At 54.8% G+C, this 17,685-nt stretch carries 16 protein-coding genes; 2 read left to right on the top strand and 14 right to left on the bottom strand.

What is annotated here, in order from left to right; all coding sequences use genetic code 11:
• Position 1: 1 nt before the first annotated feature.
• From Thiosp_RS02910 to Thiosp_RS02865, 9 genes are all read right to left on the bottom strand, one after another.
• Positions 2-223 (bottom strand): FeoC-like transcriptional regulator, encoded by a 222-nt coding sequence (locus tag Thiosp_RS02910; RefSeq protein WP_201066131.1) that lies wholly within the window; start codon positions 221-223, stop codon positions 2-4.
• A 22-nt stretch (positions 224-245) separates the two neighbouring features.
• Positions 246-2,750: a ferrous iron transport protein B gene (gene feoB, locus Thiosp_RS02905; protein WP_201066172.1), complete on the bottom strand. Its 2,505-nt coding sequence runs from the start codon at positions 2,748-2,750 to the stop codon at positions 246-248.
• Between the two features lie 466 nt (positions 2,751-3,216).
• Positions 3,217-4,119: an Rpn family recombination-promoting nuclease/putative transposase gene (locus Thiosp_RS02895; RefSeq protein WP_201066132.1), complete on the bottom strand. Its 903-nt coding sequence runs from the start codon at positions 4,117-4,119 to the stop codon at positions 3,217-3,219.
• A 67-nt stretch (positions 4,120-4,186) separates the two neighbouring features.
• Positions 4,187-4,645, bottom strand: coding sequence for an AAA-like domain-containing protein (locus Thiosp_RS02890; protein WP_242518491.1), 459 nt, complete (start codon positions 4,643-4,645; stop codon positions 4,187-4,189).
• A 352-nt stretch (positions 4,646-4,997) separates the two neighbouring features.
• Positions 4,998-5,498, bottom strand: coding sequence for a GNAT family N-acetyltransferase (locus Thiosp_RS02885; protein ID WP_201066133.1), 501 nt, complete (start codon positions 5,496-5,498; stop codon positions 4,998-5,000).
• The gene (locus tag Thiosp_RS02880; RefSeq protein WP_201066134.1) at positions 5,495-5,782 is read right to left on the bottom strand and encodes a type II toxin-antitoxin system TacA family antitoxin; all 288 of its coding nucleotides are present in this window, start codon (positions 5,780-5,782) and stop codon (positions 5,495-5,497) included. The genes Thiosp_RS02885 and Thiosp_RS02880 overlap by 4 nt, the downstream gene beginning before the upstream one ends.
• A gap of 249 nt (positions 5,783-6,031) precedes the next feature.
• Positions 6,032-7,597, bottom strand: coding sequence for a VPLPA-CTERM-specific exosortase XrtD (gene xrtD, locus Thiosp_RS02875; protein WP_201066135.1), 1,566 nt, complete (start codon positions 7,595-7,597; stop codon positions 6,032-6,034).
• 13 nt (positions 7,598-7,610) lie between these two features.
• Positions 7,611-7,943 (bottom strand): sugar transferase, encoded by a 333-nt coding sequence (locus Thiosp_RS02870; RefSeq protein ID WP_201066136.1) that lies wholly within the window; start codon positions 7,941-7,943, stop codon positions 7,611-7,613.
• 85 nt (positions 7,944-8,028) lie between these two features.
• Positions 8,029-8,256: a hypothetical protein gene (locus Thiosp_RS02865; RefSeq protein ID WP_201066137.1), complete on the bottom strand. Its 228-nt coding sequence runs from the start codon at positions 8,254-8,256 to the stop codon at positions 8,029-8,031.
• A 751-nt stretch (positions 8,257-9,007) separates the two neighbouring features.
• Between Thiosp_RS02865 and Thiosp_RS02860 the strand changes: the two genes are divergently transcribed.
• Positions 9,008-10,543: a transposase gene (locus tag Thiosp_RS02860; RefSeq protein ID WP_201066138.1), complete on the top strand. Its 1,536-nt coding sequence runs from the start codon at positions 9,008-9,010 to the stop codon at positions 10,541-10,543.
• 288 nt (positions 10,544-10,831) lie between these two features.
• Here the strand turns inward: Thiosp_RS02860 and Thiosp_RS02855 are convergent.
• Positions 10,832-11,967, bottom strand: a protein-coding gene (locus tag Thiosp_RS02855; RefSeq protein ID WP_323696818.1) for an IS630 family transposase whose coding sequence is annotated in 2 segments (ribosomal slippage) — positions 10,832-11,541 and positions 11,541-11,967 — 1,137 coding nt in all. Because the reading frame shifts where the segments join, the coding sequence is not laid out codon by codon here.
• Between the two features lie 91 nt (positions 11,968-12,058).
• Between Thiosp_RS02855 and Thiosp_RS02850 the strand changes: the two genes are divergently transcribed.
• Positions 12,059-12,895 (top strand): WecB/TagA/CpsF family glycosyltransferase, encoded by an 837-nt coding sequence (locus Thiosp_RS02850; RefSeq protein ID WP_323696817.1) that lies wholly within the window; start codon positions 12,059-12,061, stop codon positions 12,893-12,895.
• A 59-nt stretch (positions 12,896-12,954) separates the two neighbouring features.
• On the opposite strand, the gene Thiosp_RS02845 is transcribed toward Thiosp_RS02850, so the two are convergent.
• The 4 genes from Thiosp_RS02845 to Thiosp_RS02830 all read right to left on the bottom strand — a co-directional run bounded on the left by Thiosp_RS02845 (position 12,955) and on the right by Thiosp_RS02830 (position 17,675).
• Complete coding sequence (locus Thiosp_RS02845; protein ID WP_323696816.1) at positions 12,955-14,088, bottom strand: glycosyltransferase family 4 protein; 1,134 nt, start codon at positions 14,086-14,088, stop codon at positions 12,955-12,957.
• Between the two features lie 140 nt (positions 14,089-14,228).
• Positions 14,229-15,338, bottom strand: coding sequence for a glycosyltransferase family 4 protein (locus tag Thiosp_RS02840; RefSeq protein ID WP_323696815.1), 1,110 nt, complete (start codon positions 15,336-15,338; stop codon positions 14,229-14,231).
• Positions 15,339-15,367: 29 nt separating this feature from the next.
• Positions 15,368-16,513 (bottom strand): glycosyltransferase family 4 protein, encoded by a 1,146-nt coding sequence (locus tag Thiosp_RS02835; RefSeq protein ID WP_323696814.1) that lies wholly within the window; start codon positions 16,511-16,513, stop codon positions 15,368-15,370.
• Between the two features lie 61 nt (positions 16,514-16,574).
• Entirely contained in the window at positions 16,575-17,675 is a 1,101-nt protein-coding gene (locus Thiosp_RS02830) for a glycosyltransferase (RefSeq protein WP_323696813.1), read from the bottom strand.
• Positions 17,676-17,685: the final 10 nt, after the last annotated feature.

Below are 17,685 nucleotides of genomic sequence, written 5' to 3'. Positions count from 1 at the left end.
CTCAAGGCGCAACCCGCCAGCGATAGAGTTCTGCTGGCGGTCCCTGACACAGTTGACAGTTCTCACAGCCGCTCGCACAGTCGATGCGCTCGAGCTGTCCTTTGCGCATCCACACCGCACACAGATCCCTGGCCACCTCAGGCGTTACCCGCAGATGCAAGGCGATGTCGCTGAGGCTCGCAAAGGGGCGCTCGCGCACGTAGGCACGCAGGTCGGTTAGCATCGGCACGCTGCGAAAGCAGTCATCAGGCCGGCGCCCGCTGCGCGCCGCCTACATCCAGCTCCCGCTCCCGCCCCCGCCGCGCCCAGATGCGCAGACCGATGAAGACCAGGATCAGGGTCAGCACACCAGCGGCAATCCAGCTCCCCGACCACCAGGGATGGCGCGCGAAAGTCGCCGACTGATAGAACAGGGTCGCGGTGATGTAGGCGATGCCGGTAGTCCAGGCTCCCACAAAGGCAGCCCAGGGCGCTCCGGCCTCGCGCGCAATGGCGCCGATGGTGGCGATACAGGGAAAATACAGCAACACGAAGAGCAGATAGGCGAAGGCACCGGCACGGCCGTCGAAACGCACTTCCATGGCGCCGAAGGCACCGGCGGAGACGCCCGGATCGGTCGCTGCCTGATCCACACCGCCGAGCCCAAGCGGATCAGCCAAGCTGCCCAAGGCATCGCCGAGATTGGCCGGGATGGTGCTCAGTGCAGCGCTTAAGGCAGCGAGCAGATTGAAGGACTCGGTGGTCTCCACCGTGGCGGGTTGCTCCTCGGTGGCAAGCTGTCCATAAACGGTATCCAGGGTGCCGACGATGACCTCTTTCGCCAGCACGCCGGAGAAAATTCCCAGCACCGCCGGCCAGTTGTCCGAGTCGATCCCCATGGGCGCGAACAGCGGCGTCGTCAGGCGACTGGCGGCACTCAACACAGAGACGTCGCTGTCCGTCTCGCCAATGCTACCGTCGGTGCCGATGGCGCTGAGCAGGTTCAGCACCACCACCATGACCACGATGATGCGCCCGGCCTCGCGCAGAAACAAACGCACCCGGTCCCAGGTGCGCAGCAGCACGCCACGCACTGTCGGCAAATGATAGGGCGGCAGCTCCATCACGAAACCGGTACTGCTGCCAGCGAGCAGGGTACGTTTCATGATAAGTCCGGTCAGCAGAGCCACGGCGATGCCCGTCAGGTAGAGCGCGAACACCACGTTCTGCCCGGAGTGCGGGAAAAAGGCGGCGGCGAACAGCACATATACCGGCAGGCGCGCGCCGCAGGACATGAAGGGATTCATCAGAATGGTCAGCTTACGCTCGCGCTCGTTCTCGAGCGTGCGCGTGGCCATGACCGCCGGCACATTGCAGCCAAAGCCAACAATCAACGGCACAAAAGCCTTGCCCGGCAGCCCGATGGAGCGCATGAAACGATCCATCACAAAGGCCGCGCGTGCCATGTAACCGGAATCCTCCAGCGCCGAGAGAAAAATATACAGGCTCGCGATGACCGGGATAAAGGTGGCCACCACGGTCAGCCCACCGCCGATGCCATCGGCCAGCAACAGCCGCAGGAGCTCAGGCGTGCCGAGCTTGTCGAGGAGGGTACCAAAGCCATCGACAAACAAGGCCGCCGCAGCGCCATCGAAGAAATCAATAAAGGCACCACCAATGTTGATGGTAAAGACGAACATCAGATACATCACCGCCAGGAACAGCGGCACGCCCCAAAAGCGACTCAGCACCACCCGGTCGATGGCGTCCGACAGGGTACCGCCAGCCCGCCCGCGCACACGCTGAACCCGCGCCGCCAGCGCATGGGCATGCCCGAAGCGCGAATCGGCAATGTAGATATCCGGCTCCTCGCCCGAGCGCTCGTTGATAGCCGCGCGCCAATGCTCCGCAAGCTGGTGCACCGAGTCGTCGACGTTCGCGGCAGCGAAGTCATCGCCTTCCAACAATTTGAGAGCCAGCCAGCGCACATTGGGCGCGCGTGACGACGAACCCGCCTGCGTCCCGGATGCCTGAGCCGGCGTTTCGGAAGGTGCCTGATCTGAAGTTGGGTCTGAAGCTGGAACCTTCTGATCATCTGGCGTACGGGAAGGCGGGACTGACGCTTGCCCCGGCAGCTTGGCCTGAATAGCCTCACTCAGCGCCACAACACCCTGCTCAACGCACTCATCCTGCGCGAGACTAAAGCCGGCCGACTCCTGCCCGCAGGCGACCGCCAGAGCGCGCGCGCTAAGCTCAGTCAGGCCCTCCTTGCTCACCGCCACCACCGGCACCACCGGACAGCCAAGCTCGCGCGCCAGCGCCTGGGCGTCAATCTCCAAACCACGACGCCGCGCCAGGTCCATCATGTTGAGCGCAATCACAATGGGCACACCCATTTCCAGCAACTGCACACTGAGATACAGATTGCGCTCCAGATTGGTCGCGTCCACCACATTGACGATGGCATCCGCCTCGCGCGCGAGCAGATAGTCGCGCGTCACCCGCTCATCAAGCGAGCTGGCATCGAGCGAGTAGATACCAGGCAGATCGATCACCCGCACCGCCCGCCCATCGAGCTCGCAGCGCCCCTCCTTGCGCTCCACCGTCACCCCCGGCCAGTTGCCGGTGGTCTGGCGGATGCCCGTCAGGGAGTTAAACAGCGCCGACTTGCCGCAGTTCGGATTCCCGGCAAGCGCAAGCGTCAGCGGGCGGTTCGGCGCATGCGCTGCCGCATGAGGCGTGACCTTAACAGCGGATGCTTCAGCAGGCATTTCCGCCACTGCGAATTCCCTTCCCATCAGACTTGTCACTCCAGCGCGTGCAGATTCAGGACGATTGACGCCAATCAAACAAAAGATTGGCGGAACGACAGGCTGCCCGAAAAATTGCCACCGAAGAGCGAACCCAGCCGCGTCGAAAATCTTACGCCGAAGACTTAATCGAATCAAGAATCAGTCTCAAATAGGATCATGTCAAGTCATGGAAGATTGTAAATGCGTTTTGAAAACAGCTCTGGCTGCCGTTGGTGCCCTTGTTTCAATGCCTCGATGGGCCAAGAGCGCGTTGAGGAATGTGTTGGTTGTAGAGCCTGACATAGCGATGGAGGTTCTCCGAGAGCTGTTCGCCAGCGCTCTGTCTTCCCAAGTGATCGATTGTTCGTCTCTGAATAAACTCAGGCTTGATCATCAGGGTTTGGATCAACTAAGGGAAGCCACTGGATGAGGCTTGAGGAGCGTTTCAGTCAGTTGGGCCGCTTTCCAGGGCTACGCGAATACGCTGAAGATCTTCCGCGCTCAATCCGGTGGTTGCCACGATCTGTTCATCGGTCAAAACACCGAGCGATAGCAGCTTCTTGGCAGTGCTCAGCGTCGCCTGCCGCGCGCCTTCCCCCCGTCCTTCCTCTCGTCCTTCCTCTCGTCCCTCATCGCGCGCGGTGTCGATCACGTTCTTGAGGTCTCGGTAGTACTTCAGGCTCGATTCGTAGGCTTGGCGCTCCTCGGGCTGAAAGCGCGCGATGCTGGCTTTCTCGAACACCCGCAAGAACACTTGCTCGCGCAGACGCGGGGGGATTTCGTCGAGTTCGTGAAGGTGGCGGAACAGGTAGAACCATTTGTCCTGCAGGGTCTCGAGTTGTTCGGCGGTTTTGGTGAAGTTCGGCAGGGTCAGGTAAATAAAGGTGAGCTTGTCGTAGAAGACCTGATGATGCTGGTTTTTCAACTGGACTCGGTGGATCACTTCGCTGCGCTCGGCGTTGTCTTCGTCGTCGAAGATGAAGTCGAGAATGCCGATGGTGTAAACCGCCGAGAGGCGGAAGTCCCAGTCTCCGCGTTGGGCTTGTTGCTGGATAGGGAAGGTGGCGTAGAAAACGCTGCGATCTTTGAAAAAATTCTGTTTGGCTTTTTGCAGCTCGACAATGAAAAATTCCCCGCTGGCGCTGCGACAGTTGAGGTCGAAGATGGCTTTGCGATCGAGCGCGCTGGCACCTTGGTTCTCGGTGTTGCAAAAGTGCAGTTCCTCGATCTGATGCCGCGCCGGAAGCAGGGTGTTCAGAAAGCTGATCAAATGCTCCTTGCTGGCCTCTTCGCCAAAGATTTTCTTAAAGCCAAAATCCGTAAAAAGGTTGATGTAGCGTTCTTTCATCGCTCGACAGTGGACTCGATTATCAGGGTTTGGGTCGACCAAGCAAGGGAGGATGCCACAGCGAATCCTAATGCGGCTCAAAGACAGCGCCCAGGCTCGCGGTGAGGAAGGCGCGCAGGGCACGGGTGGGGGCGTTGTTTGGCAGCACGTCGTCCGCCAGTTCCGCCAAGCCCTGTTCGCCGGTATCGGCGCGGGCTTCATCGGCAATGGTCTGCACAATATCGGTCATCGCCAGTTGGATATTCTCGCGGGCCGCCTGCGCGGTTTCGAGATTGGCGTAGACCGCCAGATAGTGCCCCTCGCGGTTAAGCCGTTCCATCAGCGCGAGCAGGCAGGAGGTCTTGCCGGTCTGGCGTGGGGCGTGGAGCAGGAAGAATTTTTGCTGCGCGATCATCCGCAGCACCTCGTCCAGGTCCCAGCGCTCGAGCGGCGGCAGCACATAGTGCATCTCGGGGCGTACCGGGCCTTCGGTGTTGAAAAAGCGCATGGTGGTGTCTTCTGGCGGTGACGGCGCGGGTGCGGGCATCGCGCCTGGAAGCTTTGGTCCGTCAGTTTAACCTGCTTTGACAGCTCAGCCGCCGGGCTAAAACGACCTTTGCCAAGCTCACTATGCCCCGTCGGTGCGGTTGCGGGTCCGCGCACCCCAGAACAAGAACCACTTCACGGCATATTCATGCCCTGTAAACGCCCACACCAGCCCGGTTAGCAGCAGAATGAGCGAGACATGCACCACCAGGTATCATCATGCCGTTGTCACTCGGTGACCTGGTGTCGCGGGAATCGCGGCTAACCTTGAGGACCAGCGCGACACCGAGCGAAAGCGCGCGGCGTTGCCAGCCCGCTGAATCCTGTCATGATCGCGAGTAATGTCACAGGCGCTAGGGCCGGACAAGCCGGCGCGCGTCCTTGAGGAGCAAAATGAGTTGTCGGTGTTGCAATGGCGTTGGCTCGAAACCGAACCGGCGATAAAAAGCATCGGCCCGAGCATTGATGGGGTGTGTCAGCAGCGCCCGAATCCCAGCATGTCCAGCGACAGCAATTGTACGAATGATAGCGTCTTGCAGCAGGCTATAACCCAAACCCGGCTTCTGATAATCCAAATCCACGGCGAGCCTCGCCAAAATGATCAAGGGAATTGGGTACTGCCCCATACCACGACGAATCCGCTCGGGAGCTTCCAGCGTGTCAATCTGGCCGACAGTCAGGCTATAGTAGCCAGCCACCCGATCTTGATCGCAAGCGACAAAGGTTCTCGCCGATCCGCTCCCTTGGGCCTGACGCGCATATTGGCGCAGCCATGTCGTGAGGGCGGGCTGCCCGCAATCAAACGCCTCCAGCCGATGCGCCACACCCAACGGCTGAGGTGCCGACAAACTCAAGTATCGGCCCACACCGGACGGCGTGAAAGCAGATCCGCCAATTTTTGATTGTCCGTCTCGGGCCGATCCAGCATGTCCAAGAGTGCCTGGTACTGGTTGCCCGAAACCATGAAGAGGCGTTGATCGAGCAAGGTTTGCTCCGCCGCCTGGTAGGCTGCGTCAAGAATGAAGTCGGTCAGCGACTTGTGGGCGACTTCAGCGGCGCGCCGCAGCACGGCCTCCTGTGCGGGGGTGGCGCGCAAGCCAAGACGGGAAGATCGGGCCGATGCGATGACAGAGGGCATGTCAAGAGTCCCAAAAGCAAACAATTGACGACAGGTTAGTACAATCGACAAACGCCCGTCCACCAACGAAAGACTCTCGCGACTTTGTCAGCGCGACCATGTCAACCCCATCGGCCCGCGTGCCCACAGCATCCCGTTGAAGCTCAGATTTGGTCATGCGTCGAACCTTCCCGGAGCAAGCCTTGCCCCGACCGCCGCGCAGAGAAGCATTCCGAGGAACCTTAATGGTCGCGTGAAATGCCTCTCCAATCAGTCCGGAACAAACCGCCCCAACTCCGGCACCGCCTGGGCCGCGAACTCCCGCAACCGCCGATCGCCATCGGCCCAGTCTTCCCACGGCTGAATCACCGTTGTCAGCCGCACCAGCGCCCCATCGGTGCGATTGCGCGTCAGCGCATCCCAGAACAAGAACCACTTCACCGCATACTCATTCGTCAACACCCGGCCGCGTTGCTGGAACCAATAATACACCAGCTGCTTATCCTCACCGCGCTGAATCTTAAGCCGGTTGACCCGCAACGGCTGCCCCGCCACGAACAAGCCATCCAGGCTGATCCGCTGCAAGTCCTCAATCCTCCAGCCCCCGCCCGGAATGCACGAGCGTGGCGAATGGGCCGACTCCCCAGCCCCCTGAGAATCATAGTAGGCGGCATAAAAATTCACCCGCCGATCACCGCCACCGATGAAATCCCCGATGAAATAATCGGTCAGATCCAGGCTCCGAAGAATATTCTCTTGCAGAATCTCAGGCGTGCCTTCCCACTGCCCGACCTCCTCAGGAAAAACCGTCAGGGATTCGCGCGCCAAAGGCTCCACCGGGCGCGCCTGCAAAAAAGGCATCACCACAGCCGTCAGTGCCAACAACGCCAGCGCCGCCCAGAAGGGCTTGGGCACCGAGCGCCCAGGCGGCACGAAATCCGCCAGCAAAGGCTCGGGCCAATCCAGCGCCAAGGCTGCGCCAAAGGACCGATTCTTGCAGAAATGGCCACTAAAACGCACGAACAGCCACACCTCCGCCAGCAACAGAGCCGTGCACGCCATAAAGATAATCCAGCCCTCAAAATCGTGCAAAAAGCCCTCGGCGGCGCCGATGCCAAAATACTCCACCAGCAGCCCGGTAACCCCGATTCTAAAGCTGTTCATGGCCACTGTGATAGGCACGGTTGAAGCAAAGACGATCACCCGCTGCCACCAAGGCGCCTTGAAGAAGTAGGCAATCAAAAAACCAAAGCTCATCAATGGGAACAAATAGCGCAAGCCACTGCACGCATCCACCACCTGCAACTGATAGCTACCCAGGTCAATGACATTGCCCTCAAGGAACACCGAAATACCAAAAAGCCGGATAAACCAAACGCCGATCTCAGAGGACAACAATTGCAGGCTGAGAGATAACTGGTTATGCAAAAAGTTAGGCAAAGGGATCATGAAGACCAGATAAACCAACGGCACCGAGAGAATCCGCATGGCCGCGTGTCCAGCGAAGGACCAAACCATGCCCGTAATCAGCAAAATCAGCGAGATGTGCATCACCATGTAGACGGCACTCAGATGTCCAACCAGGAGCATCAAAAACGCGACAAGGGTTAGACCGAAGCCCAACCATGCCCCGGAAAAGCGCATTTTGGCGAGCGCCGTCCATTTTTGCCAAACCAACATCAGGCTAACAAGCGGGATAAAATAGCCGTGACTGTATTCGCTGGAGCTCCATTGTCTCAGCAGATTGGGTAGTGCTGGCAAGTAAAGGTTACCGATGAGAACAAAGGTAATGCCAATGGCAACCGCCAGCCGGATTAAAGACACCTGATTCGTCATGTCAGCGATACCGTCACAACCCTTTGCCCTGGAGCATCAAACGGACACCCTTGGCGATGATCGTCAAATCCAGCCACAAAAGCCCCATGGGGGAGTGCTTAAGATACTGATCGACGTATTCATATTCATAGAAAGGCTTCCCCATCTCAGAGGTTTCTTTATGAATATGGCCCAGTTCCAATAAACCGCCCTTGATCAGTGAGCGTGCCACTTTTCCCTGCGCCAAATCACGCTGGTAATGCACGATTGCCAGAGGGCGCGGCCCGACAATGCTCATTTCCCCACGCAGCACACAATAGAATTGCGGAATCTCGTCAAAGTAAAAGCTCTTGACGAAACGCCCCATCACAGCTCTACTCTCCGGTGTCCATTCAGCGAAATAGGCAACCCAATCGCCCCGCTTTGCTTACTCTGGCTCAATGTACTTAACTTTAATGATGCAAAATCTTGTATTTACGGAAGACGCGACCAGCGCTGACTGCATTGTAATAAAAGAACAACGGCCCTATATTTTCTGGCAAAATCCAGCCTTCGATTAGATAGGCGAGCTTTAATAACAGCAAGACCGGGGCGGTCGCAAGTAAAAGGGAGCCTGCGACGACATTGTCGAAAATCACCTTCGGCAGGCGATCCGGCAGTGAGCCATTAAGCTCAAACAAATGATGAAACTGCTGCTTGATGTCTTCTGTTGGTGGTTTAGAGCGGAAGGTTTCTGTTGGCTAAGCAGATGTGCTTCCAACCCGGCTATCCATTTTCAATCCGCTCCTAGGAATTATATTTTCGTCCATTCACAACGCGAAGCGTCCAGATACTTCCGGCACCCGGGAAGCTAAGTATTTCTAGAGAACTGACTGAGGAAAACTGGCGCCAAATAATTCGCCCCGCCCTTAACGGACTAAAAATTGCCCAAGTTTCGACAGATTCTATCAGGCCAAAGCACCGCCCGCACCTACCCCATTCGCCCGCAACGCCCGATCATCCTCGGACGATTTACACATCATATTGCGCATCGACAGATTGCTGGCCCGGCCGGTGCGCATCCGCACCAGCACCTCGGGCAGATAGACTACCTGCCGCCCCGTTTACTTAACACGCCCGTACCCCTTGATCGTCGGATGCGGCGGCATCCAGCCGCCCCATTGCAGTCGTTTCGGGTCGAACGCGCCCGAGCGCCAGTGGAGCACCACTCCCGCCGGATCAACGCGCCACACAGTTCATCAGTCACCAACACGGATAAGCAAGAACGTAGCAATTGCCTGGACGACATCCCCGCCAGAACCCTCGCAAAAAATGCGGTTCGTTCTTCAACCATGAGTCCCCTCCGAAAAGTCCCCAGACCGGTCGACTGGCAGCCGATGGCTGGTAAAATAGCACCGTCCGTCCAAAGACTCAGCCGAGGCCATCCAGACGATGTTCCGAGCCAGCCCTGCCAGCAGCCAGATTGATCTGTTCAGCAACGTCGAGCAGTTCTTGCGCGCTCTCGACCAGAAGAAGCTCAACGATCCCAGCGCCTGGCAGAACGTCTTCCTCGACCAAGTCACCAACCGCATTCCCGAGGAGCGTTTTGCCGAGCTGTTCGATGACACCACCGGTCGCCCGAACGCCCCGCTGCGCCTGCTGGTCGGGATGCTCATCCTCAAAGAGGGCTTCGGCTGGAGTGACGAGGAATTGTTCGAGGCGGTGCACTTCAATCTGCTGGTGCGTCGCGCCTTGGGACTGATGAACCTCACCAACGAAGTGCCGGTCGAATCGACCTACTACCTGTTCAAGCAGCGATTGTCTGCCCACCAAGTCGAGACAGGCGAGAACCTGCTCAAAGACGTCTTTCAGGAGCTCACGCGCGAGCAAGCCAAGCGCCTCGGCGTGGTGGGTGATCGCCTGCGCATGGATAGCACCCTTCTGGGCAGCAACCTGGCCGCCTGCACCCGCTTACAGCTCATCATCGCCTGCCTGCAGGTCTTCTGGAACAGCCTCGCGCCCGAGCAGCAAGCGCGCCTAAGCGACGCCGACCGCGCCCTGCTGGAACGCCTGTGCGCCAAACGCCCGAGTCAGCACATCTACCGCCTGGAAGAAACCGCCAAGCACGCCTGGCTCGAGGAGCTTGGCGAATTACTCCTGCGTCTGCATCAGACTTACGATGCCCAGAGCAGCCCCCGCTATTCGCTCATCGAGCGGCTACTGCTTGAGCAATACCAGGTCGATGATTCAAACGAGGCGACCCGCGTGACGCTCAAACCCGCCCAAGAGATCAGTGCCGACTCGCTCCAATCCCCGCATGACGAAGACGCCGCCTACCGCAAGAACCGCGATGAGACCGCGCGCGGTTACAGCGTCAACCTCACCGAAACCTGCCAGGACGACGGGCTCAACCTCATCGTCGACGTCCAAGTCGAGCCCGCCACCGCCGCCGACAACAGCTACCTCCAAGAGGCGGTCGCCAACAGCGAACAGGTGCTCGAGACCCCGGCAGAAGCGATCTCCGCCGACGGCGCCTACTACAGCGAAGCCAATGAGACCTACGCCAACGAGCAGGACAAAGACATCCATTACACCGGTTTCCCCGGCAAGCCCGGGCGCTACGACGTCGAGCGCACCGACGAGGGTGTCATCGTCGTCGACCGCCACAGCGGCGAGCGCCAACTCGCCGAAGAATACAAACCGGGTCGCTATCGGTTTCGTGCCGACGGCCAATGGCGTTACATCACCGACAAAACCATTGATGCGGCCGCCACGCGACGGCGCACGAAGTATCTCCCGCGCGAGCTCTTCAATCGCCGCTGCAACGTCGAGGCGAGCATCTTCCAACTCGTCTACCACACCCGAAACAAGAAGCTGAAGTATCGCGGTCGCAGCGCCGTTCAGCTCTGGGCGGTGTGCCGAGTGGCGTGGCTCAACGTGAAGCGGATAGTCCTGTATCAGGCCAAAGAGGCCGAAATGGCTGCCTGAACGCTAGCCCAGGGCTGCCCGGCAATTGCCAACAGCTTCGATCGCGGCAGGTTTACATGAAGCGCGTTGTACCCTAGTCAATGTTCGTCAAATATCCGTGTAAGACCCGTCGCTCGCGCAACTGGTTACTATCCCTGGTGCTCAGCCCGCAGCCAACAGCGACTCCACGGCGGAGTGCCTTTTCGGAGTGGACACAACCATCCTACCGGACTGACATCTCCCAGGTAGAGAGACACAGCGACCATCTCTCGCTACAATTCATCGCACTTAAAATAGGCAACTAGGACCTCATTTCAGCTTAACTTGCGGATACAAGTGCTTCAACTTCACAGGCGCTTTGTCGTTGGTGAATTGCCAGTCGACGCCGATTTGGGCCTCGTTGCGTTGTTCTGCCCAGGCGGCGGTTTCGCGGCGAAGCGTTTCGATATCGCCGATGCGGCGGTCTAGGCACTGCTTGGTCATGACACTGAGTTCGATTTCGGCAATGTCCAACCAGCTGCCGTGCTTTGGGGTGTAGTGGATTTCCAAGCGCTCGATCAACCGCCGCGCTTCCTCAGGTGGGAAGGCTTTGTACAGAGAGGCGGGCGTATGCGTATTGAGGTTGTCCCAGACGATGACGACTTTCTCGGCGTCGGGATAGTCCACGTCCAGCAATGTCTTGATTTCTTGGGCTAAATCGATCGCGGTTTTGGTTTCGCGCACACTGACTTTGCGCCATTGCCCCAAGGGTTCTGTGATCATGAAGTTCACCGCCGTACCGGCGCGCTCATATTCATAATCGTAGCGTTCGGGTTGGCCCGGTTGCATCGGCAGGGGCTGGCGTGTCTCGGCAATCAACTGGGTCGGTTGTTCATCGATGCAGACAACTGGCTTCTTGGGGTCGTAGGGGCGGCGGTAGACCTCCAGGACATCTTCCATTTGCGCCACAAAGGCGGCGTCTTCCCCGGGGGGAATCACCCAGCACTTGCGCCGATGCGGTTGGAGTGCGTTTTTTTTAGTGCGCGCATCACCGTGGGTGCCGAGATGCTCTCAACGACATCCAGTTCCACCAACTTCCCCGCGAGTAAATTCAACGTCCAGCGCGCGTATCCGGGAGGCGGCTCGCTACAGGCAATTTGCACCAACCGCGCCTGCTTTTCCCCATCGAGCAGGGGCTCGCAGCTCGGGTGCTCACGTTGCTTGCGTGAAAGCGCCGCTTCAAATCCTTGTTCGACGAACCGCTCGCGAATGCTGAAGACAGTGCGCGGCGCGCAACCGAACGCCTCAGCGGCTTGTGCATCGCTCCAATTCGCCCCTTCGGCATCGACCTTGAGCAATACATTCGCATGTTTGATCTTCTGCGCCGCCGCTTGCCCTTTGCTCACCAGGTCTTCCAACAAACCACGCTCTTCATCGCTGAGACGGACTACATATTTCTTTGTCATAGCGGTATCTCCTTCTGCAATGCTCTAAGAGATACCACTAGCGGCTTTTTTTCGCAACATAAGCCGAAATAAGGAACTAGAAGGCAACAAAATGACCACACCGAAACTTCCACACAAAAAACCAAGGGGTCTCACACAGAACGATCAAGTATCCGGCGAGATAAGGCCATCAAGTCGTCTACTGGGTTATGACATCAGCGCTCGTGGTCTGCATGGTGACGTTAGACTGGCGTTCGATATGCTCAACGAGAAGACGCGAGTTGATGTCGTGGACTGCATTAACCCACACTCGATCGTTGTGGCAAAGCATGATGATGAATTTCGATTGGCACTGACCCGCGCCAGTCTATTACTTCCCGACGGTGCCGGCATTATTCTAGGCGCCAAAATGCTTGGCCTTCCCATCAGGGAAAGAGTAGCAGGAACTGAGTTTTTTCTTCATTTATCCCAACTGGCCGATAAATCAGAAAACCTGCGTTATTTCTTTCTTGGATCCACTCCAGGTGTTCTTAATGCAATCGCTCACAAGCTCGCTAAGGATTTCACCAATATCTCAGTTTGCGGCACTTACTCCCCGCCATTCAAGCAGACCTTTTCCCAAGAAGAGAACCGTAAAATGGCTCAGATGATCAACGAAGCTAAGCCGGACGTGCTATGGGTCGGCATGACAGCTCCCAAGCAGGAAAAATGGATTGAAAATCATCGGCAGGTACTCCAAGTGCCGCTCATCTGCGCAATTGGTGCCGTTTTCGATTTTTATGGCGGCTCAAAGAAACGGTCTCCAGAGTGGATTCGCAAACTCGGACTTGAATGGCTACCGCGATTGTTGCGTGAGCCGAGACGCTTGTGGCGGCGGAACCTAATCTCGACGCCCGTCTACCTGAAGTACATTCTGATGGAGATCATCGGTACACAGAAGAAAGCCTGAAAATCTTTCTGCACGAATCCGTACGATAAAAACACGATAATTTGCATTATATTACAGACTTATGACAAGGAAAAAGATGAGCCATTTCCTCCAGTACCACCAATTGCGCTTTCATAAATCTTGATGAGTCTCGAATAGTTGACATCCTCTGTATATTTCTTCTTAAACTCAGCACGCGCATGCTGTCCGAGGCGTTCGAGCAATCCGGGTGTCTGCCAAGCGGATCGCACAACCTCTAGTAAAGAGTTCGGCGTTGAAGGCTCGAAGACCAGGCCGTTCTCCCCTGAGGAGACAATGCTTGGCAACGGCCCAAGGTTCGAAACAGCCACGGGAGTTCCAAATGCGAACGCCTCTGGCACCACCATTGGAAAACCTTCGAAGCATTCCGACGGTAATACGAGCAAATTCGCCCCCGCGATTTGAGCTTGTGTGGCGGTCCCAGGCATTTGTCCGAGAACGCGCACTGGCAATCCTGACGCCATTTTTTCAAGCGTGGGACGCAAATTTCCTTCGCCAACAATGCGTAATTCGGGGGCCGATGGCCCCCATCCAGCCCATGCTTGCAATAAACAGACCAACCCTTTTTCCTGCGATAAACGTCCAACAAACACAACGTAGCCGTGTCTCGCCTTCCAAGTTATCACCTCCGGGATTTCGGGGAAGAAATTTGGCTTCACATGCACCTTTGCTAACGGCAGACCGGCGGAACTCATCAGACCCCGCTGAAAGTCTGAAAGCGCGATAAACGCTTCGACCTGCCGTGTCCACGTCCCTATCGCTCGGTGCAGCACAACCGAAAGAGCAAGTGGTACTGTCGCGATATGAGAGTCGCGATAGCAACCATAGTACAACGCCGGCAATGGGTTCCGCTTCCTGAGACAATCAATGCAAATCTTTCCATCCCGCATTGGGATGCCAGCCGGGCAAAATAACCGATAGTTATGTAATGTCACGACCCGCGGAAAATTGCTCCCGATAGCGTGAAAAATACCTGGAGAAATAAGAGGAAAAGTATTGTGGACATGCACGACATCAGGGCAAAAGCATCGCACTGCGCGCTTGATAGCGCGGGTCATCTGAAAATTCCACGGCGTGACTACTCCTCCAATGAGTTCCCCACGTTTGCCTTTTGATCGAATAGAATCGCTCTGCCGAACAAACAACTTAACGTCATGGCCATACTTCCGCAACATCGAACCTTCTGCCTCGAATACTCGATTTTCTCCGGAAGGGGAGGCTGATCCATAACAATTGTGGACTAATAATATTTTCATGCATTCTGACAATGACTCTAACTTTAAACGTCCGGCTTTTGCTGCGCCGAATGCTAAAATCAGGGTCCGCTAAGAAAATCATATACGTCTTTGGCGCCAGTTAAGCCATCATGTTGAAATGCGGTTTCCAGGGCCGCGTCTCCCAGTCGCGAAACCAGAGCGGGAGATTCTATCAATAATCGCATCTTCTGGGCAATATCGGAAATATCACAAGGATCAAATACAACCTCATCCGCAAAACGGGAAACATAAGCGTCATCAACCCCAGATGATTTCGAGATTAATACCGGAAGCCCCAGACAGATTGCTTCGGTATAGGTTTGGGGCGAGCGATCTTTAAGGCTAGGATGTATCATTACATCGGCTTGCGACATAAGTTGCAATGTTTCATGCGGACTTTTTGCCCCATGGAAAACGACTGGTAAATCATGTTGAGACGCATATGCTCGAAGACGCGGTAACTCCTCACCGTCACCGATGACGACAAGTTCAAAAACTAAAGCGCTATCCTTAACAAGCCTCGCCGCTTCCAGCAGATACATAGTGTTTTTACTCGGGTTTTGAAAGCCAACCGTAATAAAAGACAATGCGCATTGCTGTCTCTGCGGCCGGAGTGTTGTTTTGTCACTCTTGTATGCACGGTAGATCTTGTGCGAATCCCTGGTGTTGTTACCAAGTATGTAGGTACGCTGCAAATTCACTGAGATTTTTTGATAATAATCCAACGAGAGACGCGAATAAAAAATTCCATCAGAATAAAGGCGAGAAAAAAAACGCCGGTAGATCATACGCAGTAAAGAGCGATCACACTCCGAGTGAGCCGTACCGGCCCACCAGATCACGAATCTACAGGACGTAAGTATCCGATAGACCGCCATACCTAATAAATAGTAGGGAAACCCCGTGATGACAACAACATCCGGCCGAAACTGCAATAGCAGTCGCGCAATTTTAAAGAGTACTTTGGGCATAGAGACGTCATCAATAACCTGACTGCATGCGTGAAAGGGTTCTCCCTCATAAACACTTATCGCTCGCACATGACGCTCGCCAGATTCTACAAATGCAAACCGGATGCAATCGTGGCCAAAAAGACGAAAAAGCTCGTTATAAAAATCGACCCGATAATTTACTGGATAATTTGATACGAACAATATTTTTTTTTTCACAAGAATACTCCCATACCAATGACTTACACTTAATTATTCGTCATTTCAGAAAGTATAAGATCGCCATGTTGTTGCCAAGCTGGACAATCAAGAATATCAGTCACAATTTGGTTAGCCTCTTTTGCAATCCGGCAACGAAGATCCGTATCTTCACAAATTCGTCCAACCTTGTTAGCGATATCTTCAATGCCGCCTACTCGAAGAAAGAGCGCGCTGTGTTCATCCTGCAGAAGATAAGGGATACCGTTTACATCCGTCGTTAATATCGGCAGCCCAAACAGCGCCGCTTCATAGAGTACCCGTGGAAATCCTTCGGCATAGCTCGGTAAAACAAAAATATCATGAGTGCGATAGATATTCTTTAACTCGTCGCTAGCAGCGACAAAACCCGCTAAATGAACCTGCTGATCCAAACCTAAGGCCTTTACTTTCTTCTCAATTAACCTCCTATCTGGGCCGTCCCCGACGAGCGTCAGTGTAAAATCGAGGCGTCCACGCAGTTTGGTCAATGCACTTAGTAAATCCTGCACGCCTTTGCGTACCATCAGGCCGCCTACATAAAGTAAACGTATCGGAGAATGCAAAGATTTCTTAGGTACGCATAAGTCACGGCGTGCGAATTGAATAATAGGGACAGTCGGAATGACTCGGAGGCCAAGAGATTGATATTTTTCTTGAAGCTGCCCACCCGCCGTGAGTACGAAACGGCTCCCCCGTATAAGCTGCATATCCCACCAGCGTATCCAAAAAGGCTCGAAGCGCTCTATCAACCATCCCAGCCGGGATGAATCAACTCGGCGAGCCCAAGTGGTATTTTGAACCCAGTCGATCCCATGGTAAACGGCGTAAGGAATTCCTGAGATTCGGGCAACGACTCCCGCAAATGCGCCAGAATAGGTCGGCATAAAAATCAGCACAAATTCCGCATTCCGAATTCCATTCCACAAAGCCGCCATCTTACTCAGTGGATTGTTTGGCAAGTGCGTGATGACTATTCGATGATCACTGGAAAATTTTCGAGTGCTAAAAGTTTGAGCATCCTCCTTAACGGTAGCCACAAGATTCAAATCGAATCTCTCGGCTAATTTTTCAAAGTAAATCCCATAAACATCCTTGCACCAATACCCGGAACCATCTTTAAACAGCCAACTATGAAAAATAACACTTAGGTTCATTGAATGCTCCGGCTGAATTAATAACTTCCAAGCCACCTCATCCCTAATGCTTTCACAAGGGTTATCGACTGTTTTCCAGTGCGTTCATGGCTAAAGAACAATACTTATCAACGCAGACATTAATGTCATAAGCGGCAGCTAGACGGCGCGAAGCGATTGACATACTGCGAATTTCTTCAATAGATAATTTGGAAAAAGCGCACATAGCATCAACCAAAGCATGAAGATTGCCTGACTCAAAAACGATACCATTTTCAGATGTCACAACAATGGGAAATTGCCCTACATTCGAACAAATAATGGGTAAGCCAATACTCATGCCTTCTAATAACACCATCGGCATTCCTTCTCTAACAGAGGTGAACACTAAAACAGAAGAGTCCCCTAACAACACCCATGGATTTGGTATCGCGTCAATAAACGACACTTTATCAACAATATGGAGATCCCTTGCTTGCCGTTCCAGGCTATGACGCTCGACTCCATTACCTATTACAATCAATTTCCAGCGATTGCATTTCCTATCGAATTGCCCGAGAGCCGCAAGTAATAAGGATAGATTTTTGGCGGGAACGAGACGCCCAATGAAAAGAAAGGTAACAGGATTCAAGGAAAACGAATAGGCATACGAATGGTAAAATGCCTCGGTATCGACTCCGTTATTGATGATTTTGATTTTTGTTGATAAAATGCCTATTCTATTCAAATACTCAGCAACTGCATCAGAAACCGCTACTACTCGCCAGCATAGCAGATTATAAATCGCCGCCGCGACAACCCCCGATGGCGCTCTTGGTGGATAAATATTGATGTTGTGAACTACCGCAACACAAGGGATCCGAGCAAGCATTGCCGCAATCGCCGCAGTCTTGTTTGAGCGCTCAAGGTGGGAAACGCACACATCGATATTGTGATTGATAAAATACTGACGCAACGTAAGAATACGGCGAAAGGTAGACGCCATTGGCAGGATATGCAAAGACGCCAGTCGACATGAAGATATGGAATCGAAGTCGATCCGGTCGTCTCCAAGGACTAAATGTAACTCCCAGTGAGGTCGTTGTTGCCACTTCAGTATTGTTTCTATTAATAAACGCTCGGCTCCTCCGATTTGCAGATTATTGATAATAAAGCAAACTCTTTTCAGTTTTGGATTTAGCATTATATTGTCT

Source organism: Thiorhodovibrio litoralis (genome assembly GCF_033954455.1).
Lineage (GTDB): Bacteria > Pseudomonadota > Gammaproteobacteria > Chromatiales > Chromatiaceae > Thiorhodovibrio > Thiorhodovibrio litoralis.
Note: the sequence above shows the minus strand (reverse complement) of the source record. Positions and strands in the feature narration are given on the sequence as shown.